This is a genomic window from Gracilibacillus orientalis (assembly GCF_900114645.1).
In the GTDB taxonomy this organism is placed as follows: domain Bacteria; phylum Bacillota; class Bacilli; order Bacillales; family Amphibacillaceae; genus Gracilibacillus; species Gracilibacillus orientalis.
On the sequence record NZ_FOTR01000004.1, the window covers coordinates 1 to 22555 of the forward strand.

General features: G+C 37.7%; 19 protein-coding genes, 1 other RNA gene and 2 other annotated features (1 of these 22 cut by a window edge). Of the genes, 17 read left to right on the forward strand and 3 right to left on the reverse strand.

What is annotated here, in order from left to right; all coding sequences use genetic code 11:
* The 6 genes from BM121_RS08305 to dtd form a co-directional block, all read left to right on the forward strand.
* On the forward strand, positions 1 to 221 hold a 221-nt coding region (locus BM121_RS08305; RefSeq protein ID WP_175495345.1), incomplete at its 5' end, for a transposase.
* A 569-nt stretch (positions 222 to 790) separates the two neighbouring features.
* Complete coding sequence (locus tag BM121_RS08310) at positions 791 to 1120, forward strand: LapA family protein (RefSeq protein ID WP_091483179.1); 330 nt, start codon at positions 791 to 793, stop codon at positions 1118 to 1120.
* A 56-nt stretch (positions 1121 to 1176) separates the two neighbouring features.
* Complete coding sequence (gene recJ / locus BM121_RS08315) at positions 1177 to 3498, forward strand: single-stranded-DNA-specific exonuclease RecJ (protein WP_091483180.1); 2322 nt, start codon at positions 1177 to 1179, stop codon at positions 3496 to 3498.
* Positions 3488 to 4000, forward strand: coding sequence for an adenine phosphoribosyltransferase (locus tag BM121_RS08320; protein ID WP_091483181.1), 513 nt, complete (start codon positions 3488 to 3490; stop codon positions 3998 to 4000). The genes recJ and BM121_RS08320 overlap by 11 nt, the downstream gene beginning before the upstream one ends.
* A 567-nt stretch (positions 4001 to 4567) precedes the next feature.
* Complete coding sequence (locus BM121_RS08325) at positions 4568 to 6772, forward strand: RelA/SpoT family protein (RefSeq protein WP_091483182.1); 2205 nt, start codon at positions 4568 to 4570, stop codon at positions 6770 to 6772.
* Positions 6773 to 6827: 55 nt separating this feature from the next.
* Complete coding sequence (dtd, locus tag BM121_RS08330) at positions 6828 to 7277, forward strand: D-aminoacyl-tRNA deacylase (protein WP_091483183.1); 450 nt, start codon at positions 6828 to 6830, stop codon at positions 7275 to 7277.
* Between the two features lie 61 nt (positions 7278 to 7338).
* On the opposite strand, the gene BM121_RS08335 is transcribed toward dtd, so the two are convergent.
* Positions 7339 to 8292, reverse strand: a complete 954-nt coding sequence (locus tag BM121_RS08335; protein WP_091483184.1) for an N-acetylmuramoyl-L-alanine amidase family protein — start codon at positions 8290 to 8292, stop codon at positions 7339 to 7341.
* A gap of 82 nt (positions 8293 to 8374) precedes the next feature.
* Between BM121_RS08335 and BM121_RS22020 the strand changes: the two genes are divergently transcribed.
* From BM121_RS22020 to ssrS, 4 genes are all read left to right on the forward strand, one after another.
* Positions 8375 to 8548, forward strand: coding sequence for a hypothetical protein (locus BM121_RS22020; protein WP_175495371.1), 174 nt, complete (start codon positions 8375 to 8377; stop codon positions 8546 to 8548).
* Between the two features lie 52 nt (positions 8549 to 8600).
* Positions 8601 to 8816: a binding site (T-box leader), on the forward strand.
* Between the two features lie 58 nt (positions 8817 to 8874).
* Positions 8875 to 10137 (forward strand): histidine--tRNA ligase, encoded by a 1263-nt coding sequence (gene hisS / locus BM121_RS08340; protein ID WP_091483185.1) that lies wholly within the window; start codon positions 8875 to 8877, stop codon positions 10135 to 10137.
* Positions 10138 to 10148: 11 nt separating this feature from the next.
* On the forward strand, positions 10149 to 11900 hold the full coding sequence (gene aspS / locus BM121_RS08345; protein ID WP_091483186.1) for an aspartate--tRNA ligase: 1752 nt from the start codon (positions 10149 to 10151) through the stop codon (positions 11898 to 11900).
* 87 nt (positions 11901 to 11987) lie between these two features.
* Positions 11988 to 12182: non-coding RNA, 6S RNA (gene ssrS, locus BM121_RS08350), on the forward strand.
* Between the two features lie 215 nt (positions 12183 to 12397).
* Here ssrS and BM121_RS08355 read toward each other — a convergent pair.
* Positions 12398 to 13129 (reverse strand): RsfA family transcriptional regulator, encoded by a 732-nt coding sequence (locus BM121_RS08355; protein ID WP_091483187.1) that lies wholly within the window; start codon positions 13127 to 13129, stop codon positions 12398 to 12400.
* A gap of 108 nt (positions 13130 to 13237) precedes the next feature.
* Positions 13238 to 14500: a replication-associated recombination protein A gene (locus BM121_RS08360; RefSeq protein ID WP_091483188.1), complete on the reverse strand. Its 1263-nt coding sequence runs from the start codon at positions 14498 to 14500 to the stop codon at positions 13238 to 13240.
* A 271-nt stretch (positions 14501 to 14771) separates the two neighbouring features.
* On the opposite strand from BM121_RS08360, the gene cymR reads away from it, so the two are divergent.
* The 7 genes from cymR to BM121_RS08395 all read left to right on the forward strand — a co-directional run bounded on the left by cymR (position 14772) and on the right by BM121_RS08395 (position 22335).
* Positions 14772 to 15191, forward strand: a complete 420-nt coding sequence (gene cymR, locus BM121_RS08365; protein WP_091483189.1) for a cysteine metabolism transcriptional regulator CymR — start codon at positions 14772 to 14774, stop codon at positions 15189 to 15191.
* Between the two features lie 18 nt (positions 15192 to 15209).
* Positions 15210 to 16352: a cysteine desulfurase family protein gene (locus tag BM121_RS08370; RefSeq protein ID WP_091483190.1), complete on the forward strand. Its 1143-nt coding sequence runs from the start codon at positions 15210 to 15212 to the stop codon at positions 16350 to 16352.
* Between the two features lie 13 nt (positions 16353 to 16365).
* Positions 16366 to 17475: a tRNA 2-thiouridine(34) synthase MnmA gene (gene mnmA, locus BM121_RS08375; RefSeq protein WP_091483191.1), complete on the forward strand. Its 1110-nt coding sequence runs from the start codon at positions 16366 to 16368 to the stop codon at positions 17473 to 17475.
* A 225-nt stretch (positions 17476 to 17700) separates the two neighbouring features.
* A complete protein-coding gene (locus tag BM121_RS08380; protein WP_091483192.1) occupies positions 17701 to 18363 on the forward strand; it encodes a tetratricopeptide repeat protein in 663 nt (220 codons plus the stop codon).
* 18 nt (positions 18364 to 18381) lie between these two features.
* The gene (gene recD2 / locus BM121_RS08385) at positions 18382 to 20757 is read left to right on the forward strand and encodes an SF1B family DNA helicase RecD2 (protein ID WP_091483193.1); all 2376 of its coding nucleotides are present in this window, start codon (positions 18382 to 18384) and stop codon (positions 20755 to 20757) included.
* A gap of 307 nt (positions 20758 to 21064) precedes the next feature.
* Entirely contained in the window at positions 21065 to 21259 is a 195-nt protein-coding gene (locus BM121_RS08390; RefSeq protein ID WP_091483194.1) for a hypothetical protein, read from the forward strand.
* Positions 21260 to 21261: 2 nt separating this feature from the next.
* Positions 21262 to 22335: an AI-2E family transporter gene (locus tag BM121_RS08395; RefSeq protein WP_091483195.1), complete on the forward strand. Its 1074-nt coding sequence runs from the start codon at positions 21262 to 21264 to the stop codon at positions 22333 to 22335.
* 38 nt (positions 22336 to 22373) lie between these two features.
* Positions 22374 to 22555 (forward strand) — a binding site (T-box leader); it runs 27 nt beyond the window's last position.

Here is a 22555-nt window from a genome sequence, read left to right on the forward strand (position 1 = left end):
AAGGATTTGATGATGCCATTCAATATATGAATGAACCGGATAAATACCATCCTTTTATTCATAGTACCAATCATTTAGAACGATTAAATGAGGAAGTTCGAAGACGTGAGAGTGTCATCCGGATCTTTCCAAACACTCAATCCGCTTTTCGTCTCTTAGCTGCTTACTTAATGGAATATGCAGAAACAAAGCAACAACAAAGAGCACTTTTGAAAAATTAAAAAGCACTTTGATAGCATGCCCATTTTCCACTGGGGGAAGGGGATCCCCTTCCCCCAGTGAAAAAATAAATAACCGTCATATGTGGTGGAAACATTGTATTTTTACTTTTACACAAAATTAAGGACTTGACTCGAGCCGAAGACCCCGCAAGAAAACGTACTTGTTTTCTGAGGAGGCTAAGGCCGTGCCCGTGGAAAGCGAAGTATTCTGCTGAAGCGTTTCCCAGCACTCACCATCAAAAAGGTGGAAGAGCAAATCTACGCAATAAGTTATTGCGCAGTTTGTATCTAATGCGAACAAGGATCGATGGATTATTCCAGGTTTGTTTAATGATTTGGATATAGTGGTATTGATCGATAGAACTGATTATATTCTAAATGGGTGAATGTGAGCCAATTGATGAATTTTTATTAGTAAATCAATCAAAATGGATAATAATATCTATAAAGCTTGATAGCAAACCGATCATCGAGCTCTATTTATTCAAAATTACAACATAAATCGACATTGTATAAAAATTCCTTTATACTTAACTTATTGTAATTGAAATCATTGGAGGAGGTAGCATATGAAAGGACAAACGTATATCATTTTAGCTGTTGTATTCGCAGTCATTATCGCCATTTTTGCTGTAATTAATGTAGATCCTGTTGAAGTAAACTATCTATTTGGAACAGGTCATGCACCTCTTATTCTTGTTATTTTATTTTCTGTTTTAATGGGAGCTATTATTACCGCTGCGGTTGGAGTTCTCCGCGTGATTCGTCTACAAAAAGAATTAAGAGTGGCCAGAAAAGAAATAAATGCTTTAAGAGCACATGAAAATCCTGTCGTAGAAGCTGGGGCAGAAGAATCCGAATCTACAGAAATAGCAGAAAACGACGATACAGTAAAATAATTCTGTTTGCTACCCTTGATACACTTTTGTATAATAAGTGAGTCAGGGGTGAATTTATGTTAGAGAGTCAATCAAACTGGATTTTTACATATAACGATAAAGACGTAACAAATACAGAAAGTTTAGCAGAGGTAAAAGTTTCTCCTATAATTAAACAGCTCATGTTACAAAGAGGAATCGATACAGCTGAAAAAGCAAAAAACTTTCTAAACTCAAGCTTAGATCAACTTCATAACACAACTGGTTTCTCCCAGATAGATAAAGCAGTTGACCGGGTGAAACAAGCGATCGAAGCAGGGGAAAGTATTCTGGTGTATGGCGACTATGATGCCGATGGTGTGACTTCGACTACCGTTATGGTCGAGGCTTTACGTGAGATTGGCGCAATGTGTGATTATTATATACCGAATCGCTTTACAGAAGGGTATGGTCCAAATGAAGAAGCCTTCCGTGAAGCGCATAAGCAAGGGTTTCAATTAATTATCACGGTAGATAACGGGGTTGCTGGAATTGATGAAGTAGCGGTTGCTAATCAATTAGGTTTGGACGTTATTATTACTGATCACCATGAGGTACAAGAAACACTGCCGGATGCTTATGCAATAATTCACCCGAAATGTTCAGAAAGCTATCCTTTTAAGGAATTAGCGGGAGTTGGTGTTGCATTTAAATTTGCGGAGCATTTACTAGGCTATTTTCCAGAAAAGTTTCTCGATTTAGTTGTAATTGGAACCATTGCTGACTTAGTTCCATTAAAAGATGAAAATAGAATTCTTGTGCACAAAGGTTTACAAGCGCTAACCCGCTCTGAACGCAAAGGTATTAAAGCATTGAAAAAGCTATGCCAAATAGAAGGAAATGTTACAGAAGAAGATATTGGCTTTAGAATTGGACCGCGCCTAAATGCCGTTGGACGTTTGCAGGATGCGAATTTAGCTGTTGAACTTTTGATAACAGATGACCCGGAAGAAGCAGAAGAATTAGCCAATTATGTGCAAGAATTAAATACCCAAAGGCAAAAAATTGTTGCAGATATTACGAAAGAAGCTATAGAAATAGTCGAGTCGTCTGATACGGAAAAACGAGTAATCATCGTGGCGAAGGAAGGCTGGAATCAGGGAGTGCTAGGAATAGTTGCATCCAAACTGGTCCAAAATTACTATCGACCAGCCATTGTCCTTGCAATCGATCCGGAAACAAATCAGGCGAAAGGATCTGCCCGTAGTATTGAAGGCTTCGACATGTTCCTAAATTGTATGGAGCACAGGGATGTATTTACTCATTTTGGCGGGCATGCTCAAGCAGCCGGAATGACTTTACCAACAGAAAATGTGGATGAGTTAGAAGAAAAATTAGACCGATTAGCACAAGAACAATTGACAGAAGCAGATTACAAGCCTCAACTGACTGTCAGTAGCAAATTATCGATCAGCGATATTGATATGGCTCTGTTAGAAACGATCGATCAGTTAGCACCATTTGGGATGGCAAATCCAAAACCACTTTTTCATATTGAGGCAACTCCTTCTGAGATAAGACAAATAGGTGCAACTAAAAATCATCTGAAGATGAAATTTGTTGACGCTAGTGTACAAATAGATAGTATCGGATTTGGATTTGGTGAGAAGGTACCTTTCCTCGCTAAACAGACACCGGTTGAAGTGGTTGGTGAACTCCAAGTCAATGAATGGAATGGAATCCGGAAGCCACAAATGATGATAAAAGATATTGCCGTGAACAGTTGGCAACTTTTTGATTACAGGGGAATGAAGAACTGGCAGCAACAGTTGGATGCAAACTTGGAAAATCACTATTTTGTGAGTTTTCGAGGAATCGACCATAAAAGTCTACCTGTATGCGATAAAGAAACAGTATTAAACCTTAACCAAACCATTGAAGCTCTTTATTTACTCGATTTTCCTGACACATTGAATGATATTCGGGAGCTTGTACAAAGAGTAGATTTTAAACGGTTGATGGTTTGTTTCCCAACCGGTGGTAGTGATTACTTTAGAGCATTGCCAACTCGAGAGGAATTTAAATGGTTGTATCAGTTAATGTTAAAGCGAAAATACTTTGATTATAAAATAGATGCGCCTAAGTTAGCTCAATATAAGGGTTGGAAATTAGAGAAAATTAAGCTTATGTTCCAGGTTTTTCATGAACTTAATTTTGTAACTCGTAAGGAAGGGTTGATTGTGCCAGCCGATAATCCGTCTAAAAAAGATTTAGCAGAGGCACAGGTTTATCAAGACAGAAAAAAATGGATGGAGCTAGAAGAAATATTCATTTATTCATCATATACGCAATTAAAAACATGGATATCTGAGCAAATGCAGGCTGAGATACATGAGGAGGAAATGGTTTATGGATTATAAAAAATATATTACAGTGGTGGAAGATTGGCCTAAAGAGGGAGTTCGCTTTAAAGATATTACAACGCTAATGGACAATGGCCCGGCGTATAAGTCTGCTGTTGACGAAATTGTGGAATATGCTAAAAGTAAAGATGTTGACATCATTGTAGGTCCTGAAGCTAGAGGATTTATTGTTGGCTGTCCTGTGTCCTATGCATTAGAAATTGGGTTTGCACCGGTTAGAAAAGAAGGAAAACTACCTCGTGAAGTAATCAGAGTGGATTATGGTTTAGAATATGGAGAAAATGTATTAACGATTCACAAAGATGCTATAAAGCCAGGTCAACGCGTATTAATTACGGATGATCTATTAGCAACAGGGGGAACAATCGAAGCAACTATCAATTTAGTAGAACAACTTGGAGGCATTGTAGTTGGCTGTGCATTCTTAATCGAACTTAGTTACCTGAACGGTCGCGACAAACTAGATGGATACGATGTATTAAGATTAGTGGAATATTAATAAGCCAAAAGAGTACTCAATGAGTGCTCTTTTTTTATAAAGATAAACGGAGATGTCTAGCTTCCAGCGGTTTTTGCGCGAAAAAGTTAGCTGAAGGGATAACCCCATGGAAAGGGGAGTGGGCAGCCGAAGCGGGGGGAAACATGTCAACATTACTACATGGAGCTAGCGCACATCATCTGACTTAAAGATAAGGACCGGGTGGGTTTTCTCGGTTTTTCTTACACTTATGAATTGATGGATAGCGGTCGGTAACTAATTAATGCAAGCGAAGAAATTAATCTCTCGATATTTTGCGAATATGGTGTTTAGTTTGTCGGTAAAGTATTCAACAGAAACGTTGACAGTGATGTTCTTTTATGGAAATAACTTCTAACGAGAATAAAAGAGAAATGGAATTTTCACAAAAATTTGTTATGTTCATTATAATAAATCGTACATAATAAAATGAATGTAGAGTAAAATGTCGAGAAATGAAATAGAATAGGAGGAAAAATTGCTTTATTTTTGGTATGATAGTTAAAACACGTTTTATAACGTAGTTAGTCTAATAATAAAGGTGATTATATGGCAAAGGATAAAATTTTAGCGCCTGATGATATATTTGAAGAAGCTAAAAGTTATTTAAATGATGAAGATATACGTTTAATTAAGCGCGCGTATGATTATGCGGAAAAAGCACATGAAGGGCAATTTCGTAAGTCAGGAGAGCCATATATCATTCATCCCGTTCAGGTAGCTGGAATCTTACTGGATTTAAAATTAGATCCCGAGACAATAGCTGGTGGCTTTTTACATGATGTCGTAGAAGATACATCTGTCACCGTTGAAGACTTAGAAGCAGAATTTAATGAAGAAATTGCAATGCTCGTTGATGGTGTAACGAAGCTCGGGAAAATTAAATATATGTCAAAAGAAGCCCAACAGGCTGAAAATCACCGTAAAATGTTTATCGCCATGGCAAAGGATATTCGCGTGATTTTAATCAAGCTTGCAGATCGGTTGCACAACATGCGGACATTGAAGCATTTACCTGCTGAAAAACAACGGCGCATCTCAAATGAAACGTTAGAGATTTTTGCACCATTGGCACACAGGTTAGGTATTTCTGCTATTAAATGGGAACTGGAAGATACAGCTTTAAGATACATGAATCCTCAACAGTACTACCGTATTGTTCATTTAATGAAGCAAAAACGTGAAGAGCGTGAACATTATATTGATGAAGTAATGGAAGAAGTAAAAAACCAATTGAATGACGTCAATATTGAAGCTGAATTTTCCGGAAGGCCGAAACATTTATACAGTATCTACCGCAAAATGATGCTGCAGAAGAAGCAATTTAATGAAATCTATGATCTTCTAGCAGTAAGAATAATCGTTTCTAGCATTAAAGACTGTTATGCCGTTTTAGGTATTATCCATACATGTTGGAAGCCAATGCCTGGTCGTTTTAAAGACTATATCGCCATGCCGAAACCCAACCTGTATCAATCCCTGCATACGACAGTGATTGGACCAAAAGGAGCTCCCTTAGAAGTACAAATTCGTACAAAAGAAATGCATGAAATAGCGGAGTACGGGATCGCTGCACACTGGGCATATAAAGAAGATAAGAAAGTAAATACTACTCAACAGTCTAATGAAGATCGTCTGGCTTGGTTCCGGGAAATATTAGAATGGCAAAATGATGCAAATGATGCCGAAGAATTTATGGAATCACTAAAGGTAGATCTTTTTTCAGATATGGTCTATGTTTTTACACCAAAAGGCGATGTAATAGAATTGCCGAGAGGATCAGTTCCTATTGATTTTGCTTATAAAATCCATACAGAGGTCGGAAATCATACGATAGGTGCCAAAATCAACGGGAAGATGGAGCCACTTGATTATCAATTAAAAAATGGCGATATTGTTGAAGTGATGACATCGAAGCATTCATATGGGCCATCTCAAGATTGGCTGAAAATGACGCAAACATCACAAGCAAAAAATAAAATAAAACAATTTTTCAAAAAACAACGCCGTGACGAAAATGTAAGCAATGGACGCGAGATGGTGGAACAGGAATTAAAACAAGCGGGATTTGAACCAAAAGAAGTATTAACAGAGGAAAATATTGCACTGGCATTAGAAAAATTCAGTTTTGGTACAGAAGAGGATATGTTTGCAGCGGTTGGTTATCATGGTATCACGGCGGCTCAAATAGTGACCAGGCTGACAGAAAAAATCCGCGAACAGCAAGAAAAAGATAAAAATATCGAAGAAACGATCGAAGAAGTCAATGCAAGTGGCCAATCGATGAAGAAAAAACCAAAAAGAGATTCCGGCGTTCGGGTGGAAGGCGTCGACAATATGCTGATCCGTGTGTCTAAATGTTGTAACCCAGTGCCTGGTGATGGTATTGTCGGTTATATTACTAAAGGTCGAGGAGTGTCGGTCCATCGTAAGGATTGTCCCAATGTCCATGAAAATGAAGCTAAAGACCGCTTAATCCATGTCGAATGGGAAAATACGGAATCGGAATCAAAATCATACCATGTTGATTTAGAAATTTCAGGCTATGACCGTCGAGGATTATTAAATGATGTGTTACAGGTTATTAATGAATCGAAAACAAATATCATCGCAGTTAACGGACGCTCTGACCGCAATAAAATCGCAATTATTAATGTCACCATTTTAATTCATAATATTAATCATTTACGTCGAATTGTCGATCGCTTAAAACAAATTCAAGACGTTTATACAGTTAAAAGAACGATTCAATAAGAAAAGCTTAGTCGTTATGCTTTCTTTAAATGTAAAAAAGGTAGGTAGAATTAGCATGAAAGTGGTATTACAACGAGCAAAAGACGCGTCTGTTACTGTAAATGATGAAGTAGCAGGACAGATAGGATATGGTTACGTCGCCTTAGTCGGCGTAACTCATGAAGATAAAGAAGAAGATGTTGATTACCTCGTCAACAAAACAATGAACTTACGCGTTTTTGAAGATGAAAATCAGAAAATGAACTTATCTCTTAAAGACATCGGTGGTAGTGTACTCTCGATATCACAATTCACCCTCTACGGAGATGCGAGAAAAGGCAGAAGACCTAACTTCATGCAGGCAGCCAAACCAGATTATGCTGAAAAACTGTACACACAATTTAATCAAAAGCTAAGAAATGAAGGTATACAGGTTGAAACCGGCCAATTCGGTGCCACTATGAACGTAACCCTGACCAACAGTGGTCCTGTCACTATGATTCTCGAAAGTGGGACGGAGAAATAGAGGAAATGATTCATTATAAGCGTGTAAAAAGACCGTGTTGATTATAATCAACATGGTCTTTTTACCTGAAATATTGCTCTAATCCCATTAGGATTCCTCTGCTCATTGCTTCGAGATATGCTCTTGATTGAATATTTCTTTCCTCTGTTTCATTAGAAATAAAACCAAGTTCCAATAATAGTGAGGGTCTATGGTTAACTCGCAATACGTGTAAATCTCGTTGCTCAATCCCTCGATCATTCATATCAGTTTCATTGATAATACCACCGTGTACATACTCGGCAAGTTGGTGATCACGTTCTGATAAGTAATATGTGTCAATACCTCTAACTTCAGGTAACTCCGGTGTACTATTATAATGAATACTGAGAAACACATCAGCTTGAAGAAGATTAGCGTGTGTCGTTCTACTGGTTAATGGCACATATTGTTTATTACTGCGAGTAAGAAATACATCCGCTCCATGTGCTTCCAGTTTTTCACGTAATACTTGTGCTGTTTTTAATGTATAATTACTTTCAAAACCACCTGAATCACCAATAGCACCAACATCCCGGCCACCGTGACCTGGATCCAAGGCGATTTTTTTGCCTACAAGGCTATTGTCGATACCCTTGTTATTTTCTATTGCATCTGTATTTGGGTCTGTGCTGTTGTCTCCTTGTTCCTTGTTATCAGAAATTTCATTATCGCTCCCGCTTTCAGCCAAGTCATCTTCAACCTCTTTTTCTGATTCTTGACTGGGTTCTGTATCTTCTATAATCGAAGAATAATCCTGATGTATCCATCCTTGCTTATCCCCTAAATCTATTTTCGCCCATTCACCAGATTCCTCAAGGACTGGATATTGCTCAGGAGGATTTACTTTTGTAATTACATCGTATTCTGTGCCGGGTCCGTTTCTTACATTTAAATTTTCTCCCTCAATTTTTGCATCTTTTGCATAAATTAATAAAGATATAGAAAAAATAAAGATAAAACTAATGATGGTCAAGAAAAAGATTTTTCTTTTCACAATTGGTACCGCTCCTTCGATATGTAATCACTTTTATCTTACTGGAATCATAATGAAAAGTAAAAAAAGGATGAAAAAAAGAATGCATACTCATTACAAACATAACAGAAAAGCAGCAACAAATCACCAATACACAAGAAATGTTCATCATTTTCATGAATTTCAACCAAGGAATTATCAAACAGAGATTGCAGCACAATTTGATATTCCACTACATTCTACCCAAAAAATAGCGAAAAACCGAAAACAAACTTGACAAAAACATTTATGAACGATTATGATATAATAAATTCTAATGATATGACAATCAAAAGCTAGAGAAGGAAAGAGTAGCAGAGAAACAGTAGGAAAGAGAGAGAATTCCCGTGGCTGAAAGAATTCTTGCTATCTGGCTCATGCGAAAGACATTCCGGAGGCTTTGTACCGAATAGAGTAGGTATGAACGTATGCAGGCGTTAACTGTTTGAGTGGAAGTAATATTACTTCAACTAGGGTGGCAACACGGGTAATCTCTCGTCCCTTTTTTGGGATGGGAGTTTTTTTATGTCCAAAAATCTATAGAATGTGTAAGGGGGAAATCTAATGAAGGCGCCAAGAGGTACTCAAGATTTGTTACCAGGTGTGACGGAAAAATGGCAATATGTAGAAGAGAAATTGAAGGAACTAAGCAAAAATTATCATTATAACGAGATTCGCACACCTATTTTTGAACATACTGAATTATTCCAGCGTGGTGTCGGAGATACAACGGATATTGTTCAGAAAGAAATGTATACCTTTTTAGATAAGGGAGATAGAAGCATTACCTTAAGACCGGAAGGGACAGCCTCTGTCGTTCGTTCTTTTGTCGAGCAAAAATTATTTGGTTTACCAAATCAACCAACAAAACTATTCTATATCGGACCAATGTTTCGGTATGAAAGACCTCAACAAGGCAGGATGCGACAATTTGTCCAATATGGGGTAGAAGCTTTAGGAAGTGCTGATCCTGGGATTGATGCCGAAGTAATTTCATTGGCAATGAATGCCTATCAAACATTAGGGCTTCAATCATTAAAGCTTGTCATCAACAGTCTGGGAGATCAGGAAAGTAGAGAAAATCATCGACAAGCGTTAATCGATCACTTTACACCAGTGAAAGATGAACTATGTGGCGATTGTCAAACACGCTTAGAACAAAATCCATTACGTGTATTAGATTGTAAGAAAGACCGCGAGCATCCTAAAATGCAAGATGCACCATCTGTTTTAGAATACTTAAATAACGAATCGGAAGCTTATTTTGACAAGGTTAAGGCATACTTAGATGCAATGGAAATTCCATATGAAGTGGATCCGAATTTGGTTCGTGGTTTGGATTATTATAACCATACTGCATTTGAGATTATGAGCAATGCAGAAGGGTTTGGAGCGATTACAACATTATCAGGTGGTGGTCGTTATAATGGACTTGTTCAAGATCTTGGTGGCCCTGAAACACCTGGAATTGGTTTCGCTCTAAGTATTGAACGACTTCTAATGGCGCTAGAAGCGGAAGGTGTAGAACTTCCCATTGATAGGCAGCTTGATTGCTATGTCGTATCATTAGGTGACGAAGCCAATCTAAAAGCAGCTGCGATCGTAAATGAATTACGACAAGCAGGCATTCAGGTCGACAAAGACTATCAAGGTAAGAAATTTAAAGGGCAATTTAAAGCAGCCGATCGTCTTCAAGCAAAATATGTACTAGTATTAGGAGACGATGAATTAGCTAATAATCAAATTGCTGTAAAAAACATGGAAACAGGTGACCAGCAAACGGTAGCTATGGATCAATTAACAGAACATATTAAAGAGATTGTATAAGGGGGAAAATCATGCGTACTTTAGCAGGCAGTTTACGTAAAGAGCACGTCAATCAAGAAGTTACACTAAAAGGTTGGGTACAAAAACGTCGTGATCTTGGCGAAATCATTTTCATTGATTTACGTGATCGTTCAGGTGTTGTTCAGATCGTTTTCAATGCAGAAAACAGTAAAGAAACACATGCAATTGGCGATAGTGTCCGTAGTGAATATGTAATTGAAGTGAAAGGGAAAGTAGTGGAAAGAGATGGGGAGACGGTTAATCCAAAAATTGACACAGGCGATATTGAGATAATTGTAAGTGACATCAATGTGTTAAATGAAGCAAAAACACCTCCATTTACGTTAACAGATGACATCGATATATCTGAAGAAATTCGATTAAAATACCGTTATTTAGATCTACGTCGTGAGGTAATGCAGGAAACATTCAAATTACGTCATCAAGCAACACAATCGATTCGCGGGTTTCTAAACAACGAAGCTTTTTTAGAAATGGAAACACCAATGTTAACAAAAAGTACCCCAGAAGGTGCACGTGACTATTTAGTACCAAGTCGTGTTCATGAAGGTTACTTTTATGCATTACCACAATCACCACAATTATTTAAACAATTATTGATGGTAGCAGGTTTTGAAAAATATTATCAATTTGCTCGTTGTTTCCGTGATGAAGATTTACGTGCGGATCGTCAACCGGAATTCACTCAAATTGATATCGAAACATCATTCATGTCTATGGATGATATCTTAGAAATGACTGAGCGCATGATGAAAAAAGTAATGAAAGATGTCAAAGGCTTAGACATCGAAACGCCATTTCATCGTATGCCATACGATGAAGCAATGGAACGTTTTGGTTCAGATAAACCAGATGTGCGTTTTGACATGGAATTAGTCAATCTTTCTGAAATAGTAAAAGAGTCTGGCTTTAAAGTGTTCCGCCAGGCGGTTGAAAATGGTGGAAAAGTAAGTGCCATTAACTTAAAAGGCAAGGCAGACGATTACTCCCGTAAAGATCTGGACAATATGACAGACTTTGCAAAAATCTATGGTGCAAAAGGTTTAGCTTGGTTGAAAGTAGAGGAAGAGGCTTTAGTGGGGCCTATTGCGAAATTTTTCTCTGAAGAAGAACAAGCACAATTCCGCAGCATGCTAGATGCCAATGCAGGGGACCTTCTTTTCTTTGTAGCTGATAAAAAACAAGTCGTATTTGATACGTTAGGTGCATTACGTATGAAATTGGCAAAAGATCATGATTTGATAGATGAAAGCAAGTTTGCATTCTTGTGGATCACAAACTGGCCATTATTAGAATATGATGAAGAAGAAGGGCGCTATCATGCAGCCCACCATCCGTTCACTATGCCTTTTGAGGCTGATTTTGATAAATTGGACACTAATCCTGGAGAAGTTCGTGCACAAGCGTATGACTTAGTGTTGAATGGATATGAATTAGGTGGAGGCTCACTTCGTATTTATCAACGCGAAATGCAAAACCAAATGTTTGAAAAACTTGGATTCACGAAAGAAGAAGCAGAATCTCAATTTGGTTTCTTACTGGAGGCATTAGAATATGGTGCTCCACCACACGGTGGTATTGCTCTCGGGTTTGATCGTTTTATCATGTTACTTGCAGGTCGTACGAATTTACGTGATACTATCTTATTCCCGAAAACAGCATCAGCGTCAGATCCTATGACAGATGCACCAAGTTCTGTTAGTACTAAGCAGTTAAATGAACTGCATTTAAAATTAAAATAACTGTAATGAAATGATTAAGATATTGTAAAGAAATATCCTTGAATTTCAAAATTCGATATGCTATTATTTATTTAAGATAAAAAATAAAAAATCCTGATGTGTTCGTCAGATTATTGAGTTTTGACCGAACACCAATAACTTCGGGAGCTTGGAGTTCTTATATGGCGTGCATGCCGCTTTACTTATTAGGAATGGCGGAAGCATGAAGTATAGGACAGGGCACCCACCTGCTAGGAGCGGGATCAAAACTTCATCACGAATGACGGCACGATTGGGATTATTTAATTAAATTACAAGGTACATCATTTTATGATGTACCTTTTCTATTTGATTTTTGAAGGATAGAAGCCTCAAAACTATAAGGGGAATGTTTATTTGAAGAACAACAAACCGATCCGAAAAAGTGTCTATGAGAACGATCCCTCTAATAGATATGAGTCTATAGTTCAATCCATTAATAAAGACAGCTTCTTATTAAGTAAGCTGTCTTTGCTTATTTATTTTGCTACTTGTTCTAAATTACCATTTTTATCCATTCGGAATTTTGGAATAGGTTGTGATTCCTCTTCTTCAAACACTACCATCTTTCTAGCACGCTCAACGATTTGCATAAAGGCTTGATAGTCTTCTTTCATCGTCTGTAATTCCTTTTCTAATTTTTTAGCTCTTTTGTGTTCCTTTTCTAATTGGTTTTGCAGTTGCTCATTTTCTTGTACTAGCTTTTGATTACTGACTTTTGAAGATTGTGCTAGTTTTTGCTCTTTCTTTAGATACTGCAAATATCGAATGACTTGATCAAGATCTATACTGTATTCTTCCTGATATGTCTCGGAAGCAGGATTAGTTTGAATCTGGGGTTGAGTTTGAGTCTGTTCACGATTAGAATTCCAATTCAACATTGAATATACTTCTTCTTCAATCGTTCTATTTGTCTCATTTTCTGGTTGACTAGTTTGTACAGTAGGTGGTGTATAAACATTATTTTGATTTGCCAATGCTCTTTTCCTATCTTTTCGTTGTTTCTTCGCAATTTGCACTGCTTGATCATAGTTTTGTCGCACTTCGGCATTCCATCTGAATCCACAGGCAGCTGAAGTGCGGTTTAATTTATCGCCTACTTCATCAAAAGCTTTTAATTGCGTACCCCCTTCCCGGATATGTCTTAATACTGTTTCTGCTAATAATAGGTCATCTTCATGTGACCATGCATCTTGACGAACTTTCGACATGTATGTTCACTCCTTGTTTGATTCTGTCATTTTTTTTTAATAGATTGATAATCGTACGAATAGATTAACTTATTTGCTATTCTGACCAGAAAAGGAGTGAGTTAAACACTATTTTTTCAACTTTTGATATATTTGTTGTAAATTTTTTTCAAACTTACCGGTATTCTTAGGATGATAGTATTGTTTGTGCTTGATTTTGTCAGGTAAATATTGCTGTTTTACCCAACCACTGTCAAAGGCATGTGGATATTTATAATCCATTCCACGGCCAAGAGCTGCGGCTCCTTTATAATGGGCATCTTTTAAGTGGGCAGGTATTTCTCCTGTATCAACACTACGAATATCAGCTAGCGCCGCGTCCAGTGCCGAGTAAGCACTGTTTGACTTTGGGGATAAACATAACTCGACAATGGCCACTGATAAAGGAATACGCGCCTCAGGAAAGCCGACCCGCTCAGCAGTCTCTATTGCAGCTAAAGCTCTTGGACCAGCATGAGGATTCGCAAGTCCGATGTCTTCATATGCACAAACCAGCATTCTCCGGGATATACTTTCTAAGTCACCAGCTTCAATTAATCGCCCTAAATAGTGTAATGCGGCATCAACATCACTGCCGCGAATTGACTTTTGAAAAGCAGATAATACGTCATAATGGGCATCTCCGCCTTTGTCATGGGAGAAACTCTTTTTTTGCATACATGCTTCAGCATTTGCTAAATCTATCACGATCTTATCATCGTCACCAGGCGTAGAGTAGGCAGCTAGTTCGAGTCCGTTTAAGGCAGCACGTAAATCACCATTACAGGCGTTGGCAAAATGTTCTTTTGCTTCTATATCGACTGCTAACGGCAATTCGCCTAAACCATGTTCTTCGTCAGCAATTGCACGATCCAACGCTTCAACGATATCAGATGGTTCCAGTCGATATAGTTCAAAAATATGTAAACGGCTACGAATTGCTGGATTGATGGAATGATAAGGATTTGCTGTTGTACAGCCAATTAATGTGATTAAATTCGATTCAACATGTGGTAAAAGAAAGTCTTGTTTAGCTTTATCAAGTCGGTGCACCTCATCTAATATGACTACAAGTTGACCTGACATTTTTGCTTCTTCTACAGCTATTTGCATATCCTTTTTTCTATCGGTTGCAGCATTCAACAGTTTATAGCGAATGTCTAAACTATTGGCAATTCCGATCGCCATTGAAGTTTTCCCTGTACCAGGTGGTCCGTAACATACCATGGAATGAAGACGGTTTGCATCAACCATTCTTTTGATCATATGTCCTTCCCCGACTAAATGTTGTTGACCGATTACTTCATCTATATTTTTTGGTCTCATTCGAAAAGCAAGTGGTTGATTCGCCATTGTATCATCCTTTCTATCATATCTAGAGCAAGCAACTTGACATTTTTTTTTGGCTTTCTTAATATAGGCAAGTATGTAATGATAAGAAAAACTTGCCTTATCGCCTTAGCTTGGCTTAGTTTTTTTACACTATAATTAATTTATATACATGCTTATATGCAAGTTACCAGCTTAGAATTGTTCTGCAATTATTATATCATTCATGCTATAATAACAACTAATGACGAACATTGTATACAGATATTTCAAAGGGGAAAAATGAGGTGTAACCATGAAGATATCGACTAAAGGGAGATACGGACTTACGATTATGATCGAATTGGCAAAAAATAACGGCAATGGTCCGATGTCGTTAAAAAGTATAGCCAAAGAAAATAATTTATCAGAACACTATTTAGAACAGTTAGTTGCTCCGTTGAGAAATGCGAGCTTAGTGAAAAGTGTTCGTGGTGCATATGGCGGTTATATACTGGCAAAAGAACCAAATGAGATTACAGCTGGTGATATTATCAGAATTTTAGAAGGACCAATCACGCCAGTTGAGGGAATAGAAGAAGAAGAGCCAGCCAAACAAGAGCTTTGGATCAGAATTCGTGATGCTGTTAAAGATGTACTCGATACCACCACATTAGAGGATTTGGCCACTTACGGGGAAAAAGGCGTACAGGATCCTTATATGTTCTACATTTAAAGAAAAGAGTTGAAAGTGATGAAAGCTATCTATTTAGATCATGCAGCGACAACTCCGGTACACCCCCAAGTTGCTGATGCGATGACTGAAAGCTTACAAGAGAATTTCGGTAATCCATCTAGTATTCATTCATTCGGCCGCAAAGCTAGACAGGTTTTAGATAAAGCACGCTTGGTTGCAGCGCAATCTATTCATGCTACCGAAAAGGATATAGTTTTTACAAGTGGGGGTACAGAAGCGGATAATATTGCAATAACCGGTGTTGCGCTTGCCAATCAAGCAAAAGGAAAGCATATTGTCACAACCAAAATGGAGCATCATGCGACATTACACACGGTAGAAAACCTTGAAAAACAAGGATTTGAAGCAACCTATTTAGATGTTGATGAACATGGTGCCGTTGATATGGAACAATTGAAACATGCTTTACGTGACGATACGATTCTTGTCACAATTATGATGGTTAATAACGAAACAGGCGTCATTCAGCCAATTGAAAAAATTGGTGATTTGTTAGCGGAACATCAGACCTTTTTTCATACCGATGCTGTTCAAGCTTATGGTATGTTACCGATTGATGTTGGGGAACTTAAGGTAGATTTATTAACTGTTTCTTCTCATAAAATAAATGGTCCAAAAGGTTTAGGTTTTTTATATGTTCATCCGGATGTAACGGTACATGCTTTACAACATGGTGGTGAACAAGAGCGTAAACGTCGCCCTGGTACAGAAAACGTAGCAGCAATTGCCGGTTTCACGGAAGCAATTCAACTCTCGCAGACAGAACGGGAACAACGATATCAACAGTATCAGGATTATCGTGATCTCTTTTTGCAAATACTTCGTGATCAAGATGTTGACTTTTCAATAAATGGTGAAAATAGCGAACGCATACCAAATATTATTAATATAAGCTTTCCGGGAACCAATGTGGAAGCTCTTTTAACCAATTTTGATTTGAGTGGTGTTGCAGCATCGAGTGGAAGTGCTTGTACAGCTGGGTCTGTAGAACCTTCTCATGTGTTAAGTGCGATGTTTACCGAAAATAGTAGTTGTACGACTAATTCGATTCGCTTCAGTTTCGGTCTTGCGAATAATCAGGAAAATGTATCAGAGGCAGCAGAGAAAGTGGCGAAAATCGTCAACAGACTGACAAAATAAGGTGGTGAAAACAATGAAAAAAAATGAAGATACACGTGTGATTGTCGGTATGAGTGGTGGTGTCGATTCATCTGTGACAGCCCTTATGTTAAAAGAACAAGGCTATGATGTCGTCGGTATATTTATGAAAAACTGGGATGATACCGATGAATTTGGTGTATGTACCGCAACGGAAGATTTTGATGATGTTGTACGTGTATGTAACCAACTCGATATTCCATACTATGCAGTCAACTTTGAAAAACAATATTGGGATAAAGTGTTTACTTACTTTTTAGAAGAATATAAAGCAGGCAGAACACCAAACCCTGATGTGATGTGTAATAAAGAAATTAAATTTAAAGCATTTCTAGACCATGCACTTTCTCTTGGTGCAGATTATGTGGCAACTGGACACTATGCACAAGTGAGACATCATGATGATCATGTAGAAATGTTGCGTGGTGTTGATGATAATAAAGATCAAACGTACTTTTTGAATCAATTGTCAGAAGATGTGTTAAGAAGAGTCATGTTTCCGCTGGGACACATACCGAAAACAGAAGTACGTCGCATTGCCAAAGAAAACGGACTGGCTACAGCGAACAAAAGAGATAGTACAGGGATCTGTTTCATTGGAGAACGAAATTTCAAAGAATTTCTAAGTGAATATTTACCAGCACAACCAGGCAAAATCATGACACTGGACGGTGAAGTAAAAGGTGAGCATGATGGTCTCATGTATTACACGATTGGTCAACGTCAAGGTCTGGGTATCGGTGGTCCAGGCGGTCCATGGTTTGTAGTTGGAAAGAACTTGGAAGACAATGTGCTTTACGTTGGAGCAGATTACCATAATGACGCATTATATTCTGATGCTTTGATCGCAACGGACATCAATTGGATTAATGAGGTACCGACAGAAGCCTTCCATTGTACAGCAAAATTCCGTTATCGCCAAATTGATAATGGGGTAACTGTGTATCCAAATGGTGACGATACTGCTAAAGTAGTATTCGATAATTCAGAACGTGCGATTACTCCAGGACAAGCAGTCGTCTTTTACCAAGACGAAATCTGCTTAGGCGGCGGCACAATCGATGAAGTGATTAAAGACGATAAATATTTAGATTATGTAGGATGATTTAGAGGGACAGCATGCTTACGTGCTGTCCCCTTTCTCTTAAAAGAAGGATAAAAGCAGAACAAATCGCAACAAAGTGTCTATCATAAGCCTGATGAAGGACAAGAAATGAGTAAATCACAAAAGAGTGTCCATCATAAACTAATCACATTATATAACCAATCATTAGACTGTGCTTGCACGTCAATTCACAATTGAGCTAAAATAACAACAGGAGGTTTTAACATGACAGAAATTGATCAAGGGATTCAGTATATGAAAGAGGGTAAGCTGGAAGAGGCAGCACAATATTTTACAGATGAGATTGAAAAAAATCCGCAAGATCCCGTTCATTATATAAACTTTGGCAATCTACTTTTACATATGAAAGATTATGAGCGAGCTGAACGATTTTACCAAAAGGCAACAGAGCTGGATGATAATGCAGCGACAGCCTACTATGGTTTGGGTAATTGTCATTTTGAACAGGAAAATTTCGAATCGGCAAAGGAACCATTCGAGAAAGCAATTAGTCTGGGCTTGGAAGAAGCGGATCCGTATTTTATGTTAGGAATGACGTTTTTATACGATGAGCAATTTAAATTATCACTCCCTTATTTGCAACGGGCAAGTGAGTTAAGTCCAGAAGATGTCGATGTTCAGTTTCAGTATGGATTGGCACTAGCACAAACACAACAATTAGACTATGCTAAATCTACTTTTAACAAAGTACTTGCATTGCAAAAAGAACATAGTGATGCTCATTATAATTTAGGCGTTATCGCGTTGTATGACGAAAACATTGAACAGGCATTGGAACATTTTAATCAAGCACTTGAAATTCAACCTGAGCATCTGTTAGCTGATAATGGTAAAAAGCAAATTGAAAAAATGCTCGAAGAAGAGTAAGGATTGGAGGTCTTTGTAATGGAGAATAGCCAAACAGTGGAACAAAAGAATTTCATAAAAGGCGAAATGATTCATACTATTTTTGAAAATAAAGACGAGCATTTTTCCATTGCAAAGATCAAAGTACTCGAAACTAATCAGCAACTTGATGAAACCGAAGTTGTTGTGAAAGGGTACTTCCGGCGCTTAGATCCTGGCGAGACATACGAATTTTATGGACGAGTTGTCGAACATAAACGCTTTGGTCGCCAATTCCAAGTCGAAAGCTACCAACGTTTTCTGCCTGAATCGAAAGAAGGCGTTATTGCCTATTTATCAAGTGATTTATTTCCTGGTATCGGTAAAAAAACAGCGGAACGAATTGTAAATACTCTAGGAGAAACAGCATTATCTAAGATTCTGAATGATCAATCCGTTCTGGCCCAGGTAAAAGGATTAGCTAAAGACAAACAAGAAAAAGTCTATCAAATACTCCATGAAAATCAAGGTTTTGAGCATATTGTGATTGCATTGTCGAAATACGGTTTTGGTCTTAAGATGGCCCAAAAAATGTATACGGCTTTTAAAGAAAATACGTTAGATACGTTGCAAACAAATCCATATGCTTTCGTTTTCGATGTAGATGGATTTGGTTTCTTACGAGCAGATCAAATGGCAAAAGAAAATAATATTCCGATCGATCATCCTACGAGAATACAAGCGTCCTGTATTTATATTTTGCAAAACAGTATTCAGGCTGGCCATGTTTATCTACCAATCGATCGGTTGTTATATGAGATGGATCAGTTATTGGACGGTGAAGCAAATCAGATCGATATTGACAAAATGACTGCTCAGATTGTCGATTTAAATAAAGAAAAACAAATCATCGTTACTGACAAAAAAGTATATCTACCATCTCTATATTACTCGGAAACAGGTTTTTGTGCCCAAATTAAACGGATTGCTGACAAAAAGGTCGAACGAGTATTTACTGATGCCGAACTGTTAAAAATTGTAGGTGCTATTGAGGAAGAAGAAATTTTAAGTTATGGAAAAGAACAATATCAAGCATTGGAGACAGCCTTATCAGAGAAGTTTTTCATCTTAACAGGTGGTCCAGGTACAGGGAAGACAACAGTTATAAAAGGAATTATCAATTCTTATGCAGAGATTAATGACTTTTCGTTAGATAAAGATGATTATAAAGATGACGAAGAGTATCCGTTTGTATTAACTGCACCAACTGGGCGTGCGGCAAAAAGGATGAAAGAATCAACAGGAATTGACAGTGTTACTATTCACCGCTTATTAGGCTGGGATGGTAATGAAACTTTTGATAAAGATGAGAATAATAAACTAGAAGGGAAAATTCTTGTTATTGACGAATTTTCTATGGTTGATATTTGGCTTGCATATCAGTTGTTTCGCGCAATTCCGGATGACATGCAAGTTGTGATTGTAGGAGATGAAGACCAACTTCCATCTGTCGGACCAGGTCAGGTACTTGCAGATTTATTGAAAAGTGATGTTGTTTCATCCGTCTCACTTAAGGAAGTCTACCGCCAAAAAGAGGGCTCCAAAATTATTCAGCTTGCTCATGAAATTAAAAATCATAACGTACAGCCAGACAGCTTAGCAAAGGCTAATGATTTTAATTTTCTGACTTGCCCGGATTACCAGGCTGTCGATATTGTGACACAGGTAGTGAAAAAAGCTCACGACAAAGGTGTGGACCTAAGGCAAATCCAGGTATTAGCGCCGATGTACCGATCGAAAGTTGGTATACACCGTTTAAATGAAGAGCTACAAGCAGTGGTCAACCCGCCACAACAAGGTAGAAGAGAAATGCGCTTTGGAGATATCGTTTTCCGAAAAGGAGACAAGGTGATCCAGCTTGTTAATCAACCTGAAGATGGTGTATTCAATGGGGATATTGGTGAAGTTGTCGCCATTTTTGAAAAAGACGAGAATGTGGACCAAGAAGAACAGGTTGTCGTCAGCTTTGATGAAAAAGAAATAGCCTATGCCAAACCAGACTTGTTGAACCTGATGCATGCTTACTGTACATCGATTCATAAGTCACAGGGCAGTGAGTTTCAAATTGTTATCTTACCAATTATCTCAGGATATAACCGGATGCTCCGCAAAAACTTGATATATACAGCAATCACTCGTGCCAAACAATCGCTTGTGATATGCGGTGATAAATCAGCATTTTTACGAGGCGTACATACAGAAGATACGAACCAGCGCTATACATCGCTCGTTACTTATTTGCATGAATTATTTAATGTGCAAGATAAACCTTCAGAAAGCGAAGGCGAACAGGAATTAACAGCGGATGAACACCTACTTTCTATTGAAGTAGGACAAGAAGACTTTTCACCGTATGATTTTATGGAGTCAAGCTAGTAATCATGAGGGGCTAGATAAAAGACAAATGTGAAGTAGAGATCGGTTTAGCGATCTCTGCTTTTTTGCGTTACCTACACATCATGATGGGGAGCAGAATTAAATAAGTTTGATGCATATCGTGTCGAAGCATATCAAATGATGGAAAGGAAGGTAAGTAATTATGATCAATACATCACTAGGATATGATGAACTATAAGCCTTATTTAACTAAAGTCATCCCAACACAAGCTATTTCTTTGTAAAATTACATGTATAATTCCCTCCAAAAAGGAAAGGATGAAAAATAAAATGGAAAAGTGAGGGAATGTTAGTGATTTGTCCGAATTGTCGTAGCAAGAATATCGGCGTTATAGGTCCAGAGCAATACTATTGCTGGGATTGCTTCATTGAATTATCTGTCCAAAATAATATGCTGCACTTGCATGAAGTTGAAATGGATGGATCGTTAAGCTCATTGGATGATTTATTTTCTGATGACGAAAGACGAGTAGAAAAGTAACGATGATGTCTAATCAATCAAAAATGCGTATTGTCCTTCAACTGATTATTCTCTGCTTAGCAGTTCTGTTTCTCTATTTAATGTATATTCTATTTCCTTTTTACAAGCATGTGCTTATCGTCGTTTTACAAGTGCTGGCACCTTTTTTAATCGCAGGTTTAATTGCCTATCTATTACATCCAGTTGTCGAAAAAATTCATAGATTCCATATTCCAAGGCCATTGGCTATTATTTTCATATATCTCCTTTTTTTCACACTTACTGGATATGGTATTTATATATCCTTTCCGATGTGGATGGAGCAACTCCAGGAAATGCAGCAAAACATACCACAATATGTTGATGCGTATCGCTCTTTTATCTATGGCTTATATAACCAAACCTCTTTCTTGCCGGAGGGGTTTCATGATAATTTAGATCAACTCTTTCAAAATATAGAAACAACACTCGGTGAACAGTTAACCAATTTGTTAAAGAATATTCCTTTGTTATTTGATATTTTTGTCATGATAGCCGTTATACCAATTTTAGCTTTTTACTTTCTGAAGGATTATCAGCAATTACAGAGAGGCATTTTGAAAATCATCCCGCAAAAATATCAATCTTTCACAAAGAAACTGGCACATGATATGGAGGAAAGCCTTGGTCAGTATATAAGAGGACAAATATTAGTGTGTTTCCTTGTTGGATTAGTGAGTTATTTTTTGTTAAGATGGATTGGAATGAATTATGCAGTTGTATTGGCAACCATTATCGGTTTCACCAATTTTATTCCTTATTTTGGACCGATAATTGGGGCGATTCCTGCGGTTTTGATTGCCTTTACGATGTCCACAAAAATGGTATTGTATGTATTCCTAGTCGTTTTAGCAGTGCAATTATTAGAAGGGAATTTACTTTCTCCTTTTATAGTAGGAAAAAGCATCCACATCCATCCTGTTTATTTAATATTAACTCTATTTATTGCGGCAAAGACTACTGGTGTTGTGGGAATGCTATTGGCAGTGCCTTTTCTGGCAGTCGCCAGGGTAGCAGTACCATTGATTATTAGACAGGTGAAAGCAATTGACAGATAGCCAAAAGTTATCTATAATATGCTAGCGAAGTTAAATAAAACAAATCGAAGAAAAATCTGAGTACTGAATTACCGTTTCCAAGAGAGGAATTTCCGTGGCTGAAAGAAATTCTAAATGCTCTGATTCAGGAAGCTAGTTTGAAGTGCAGCTAATTACTGCCGGGTTCCATCTCCGTTACAGATGTTAAGGTGACAGTCACTTTGACTGTAATTAGGGTGGT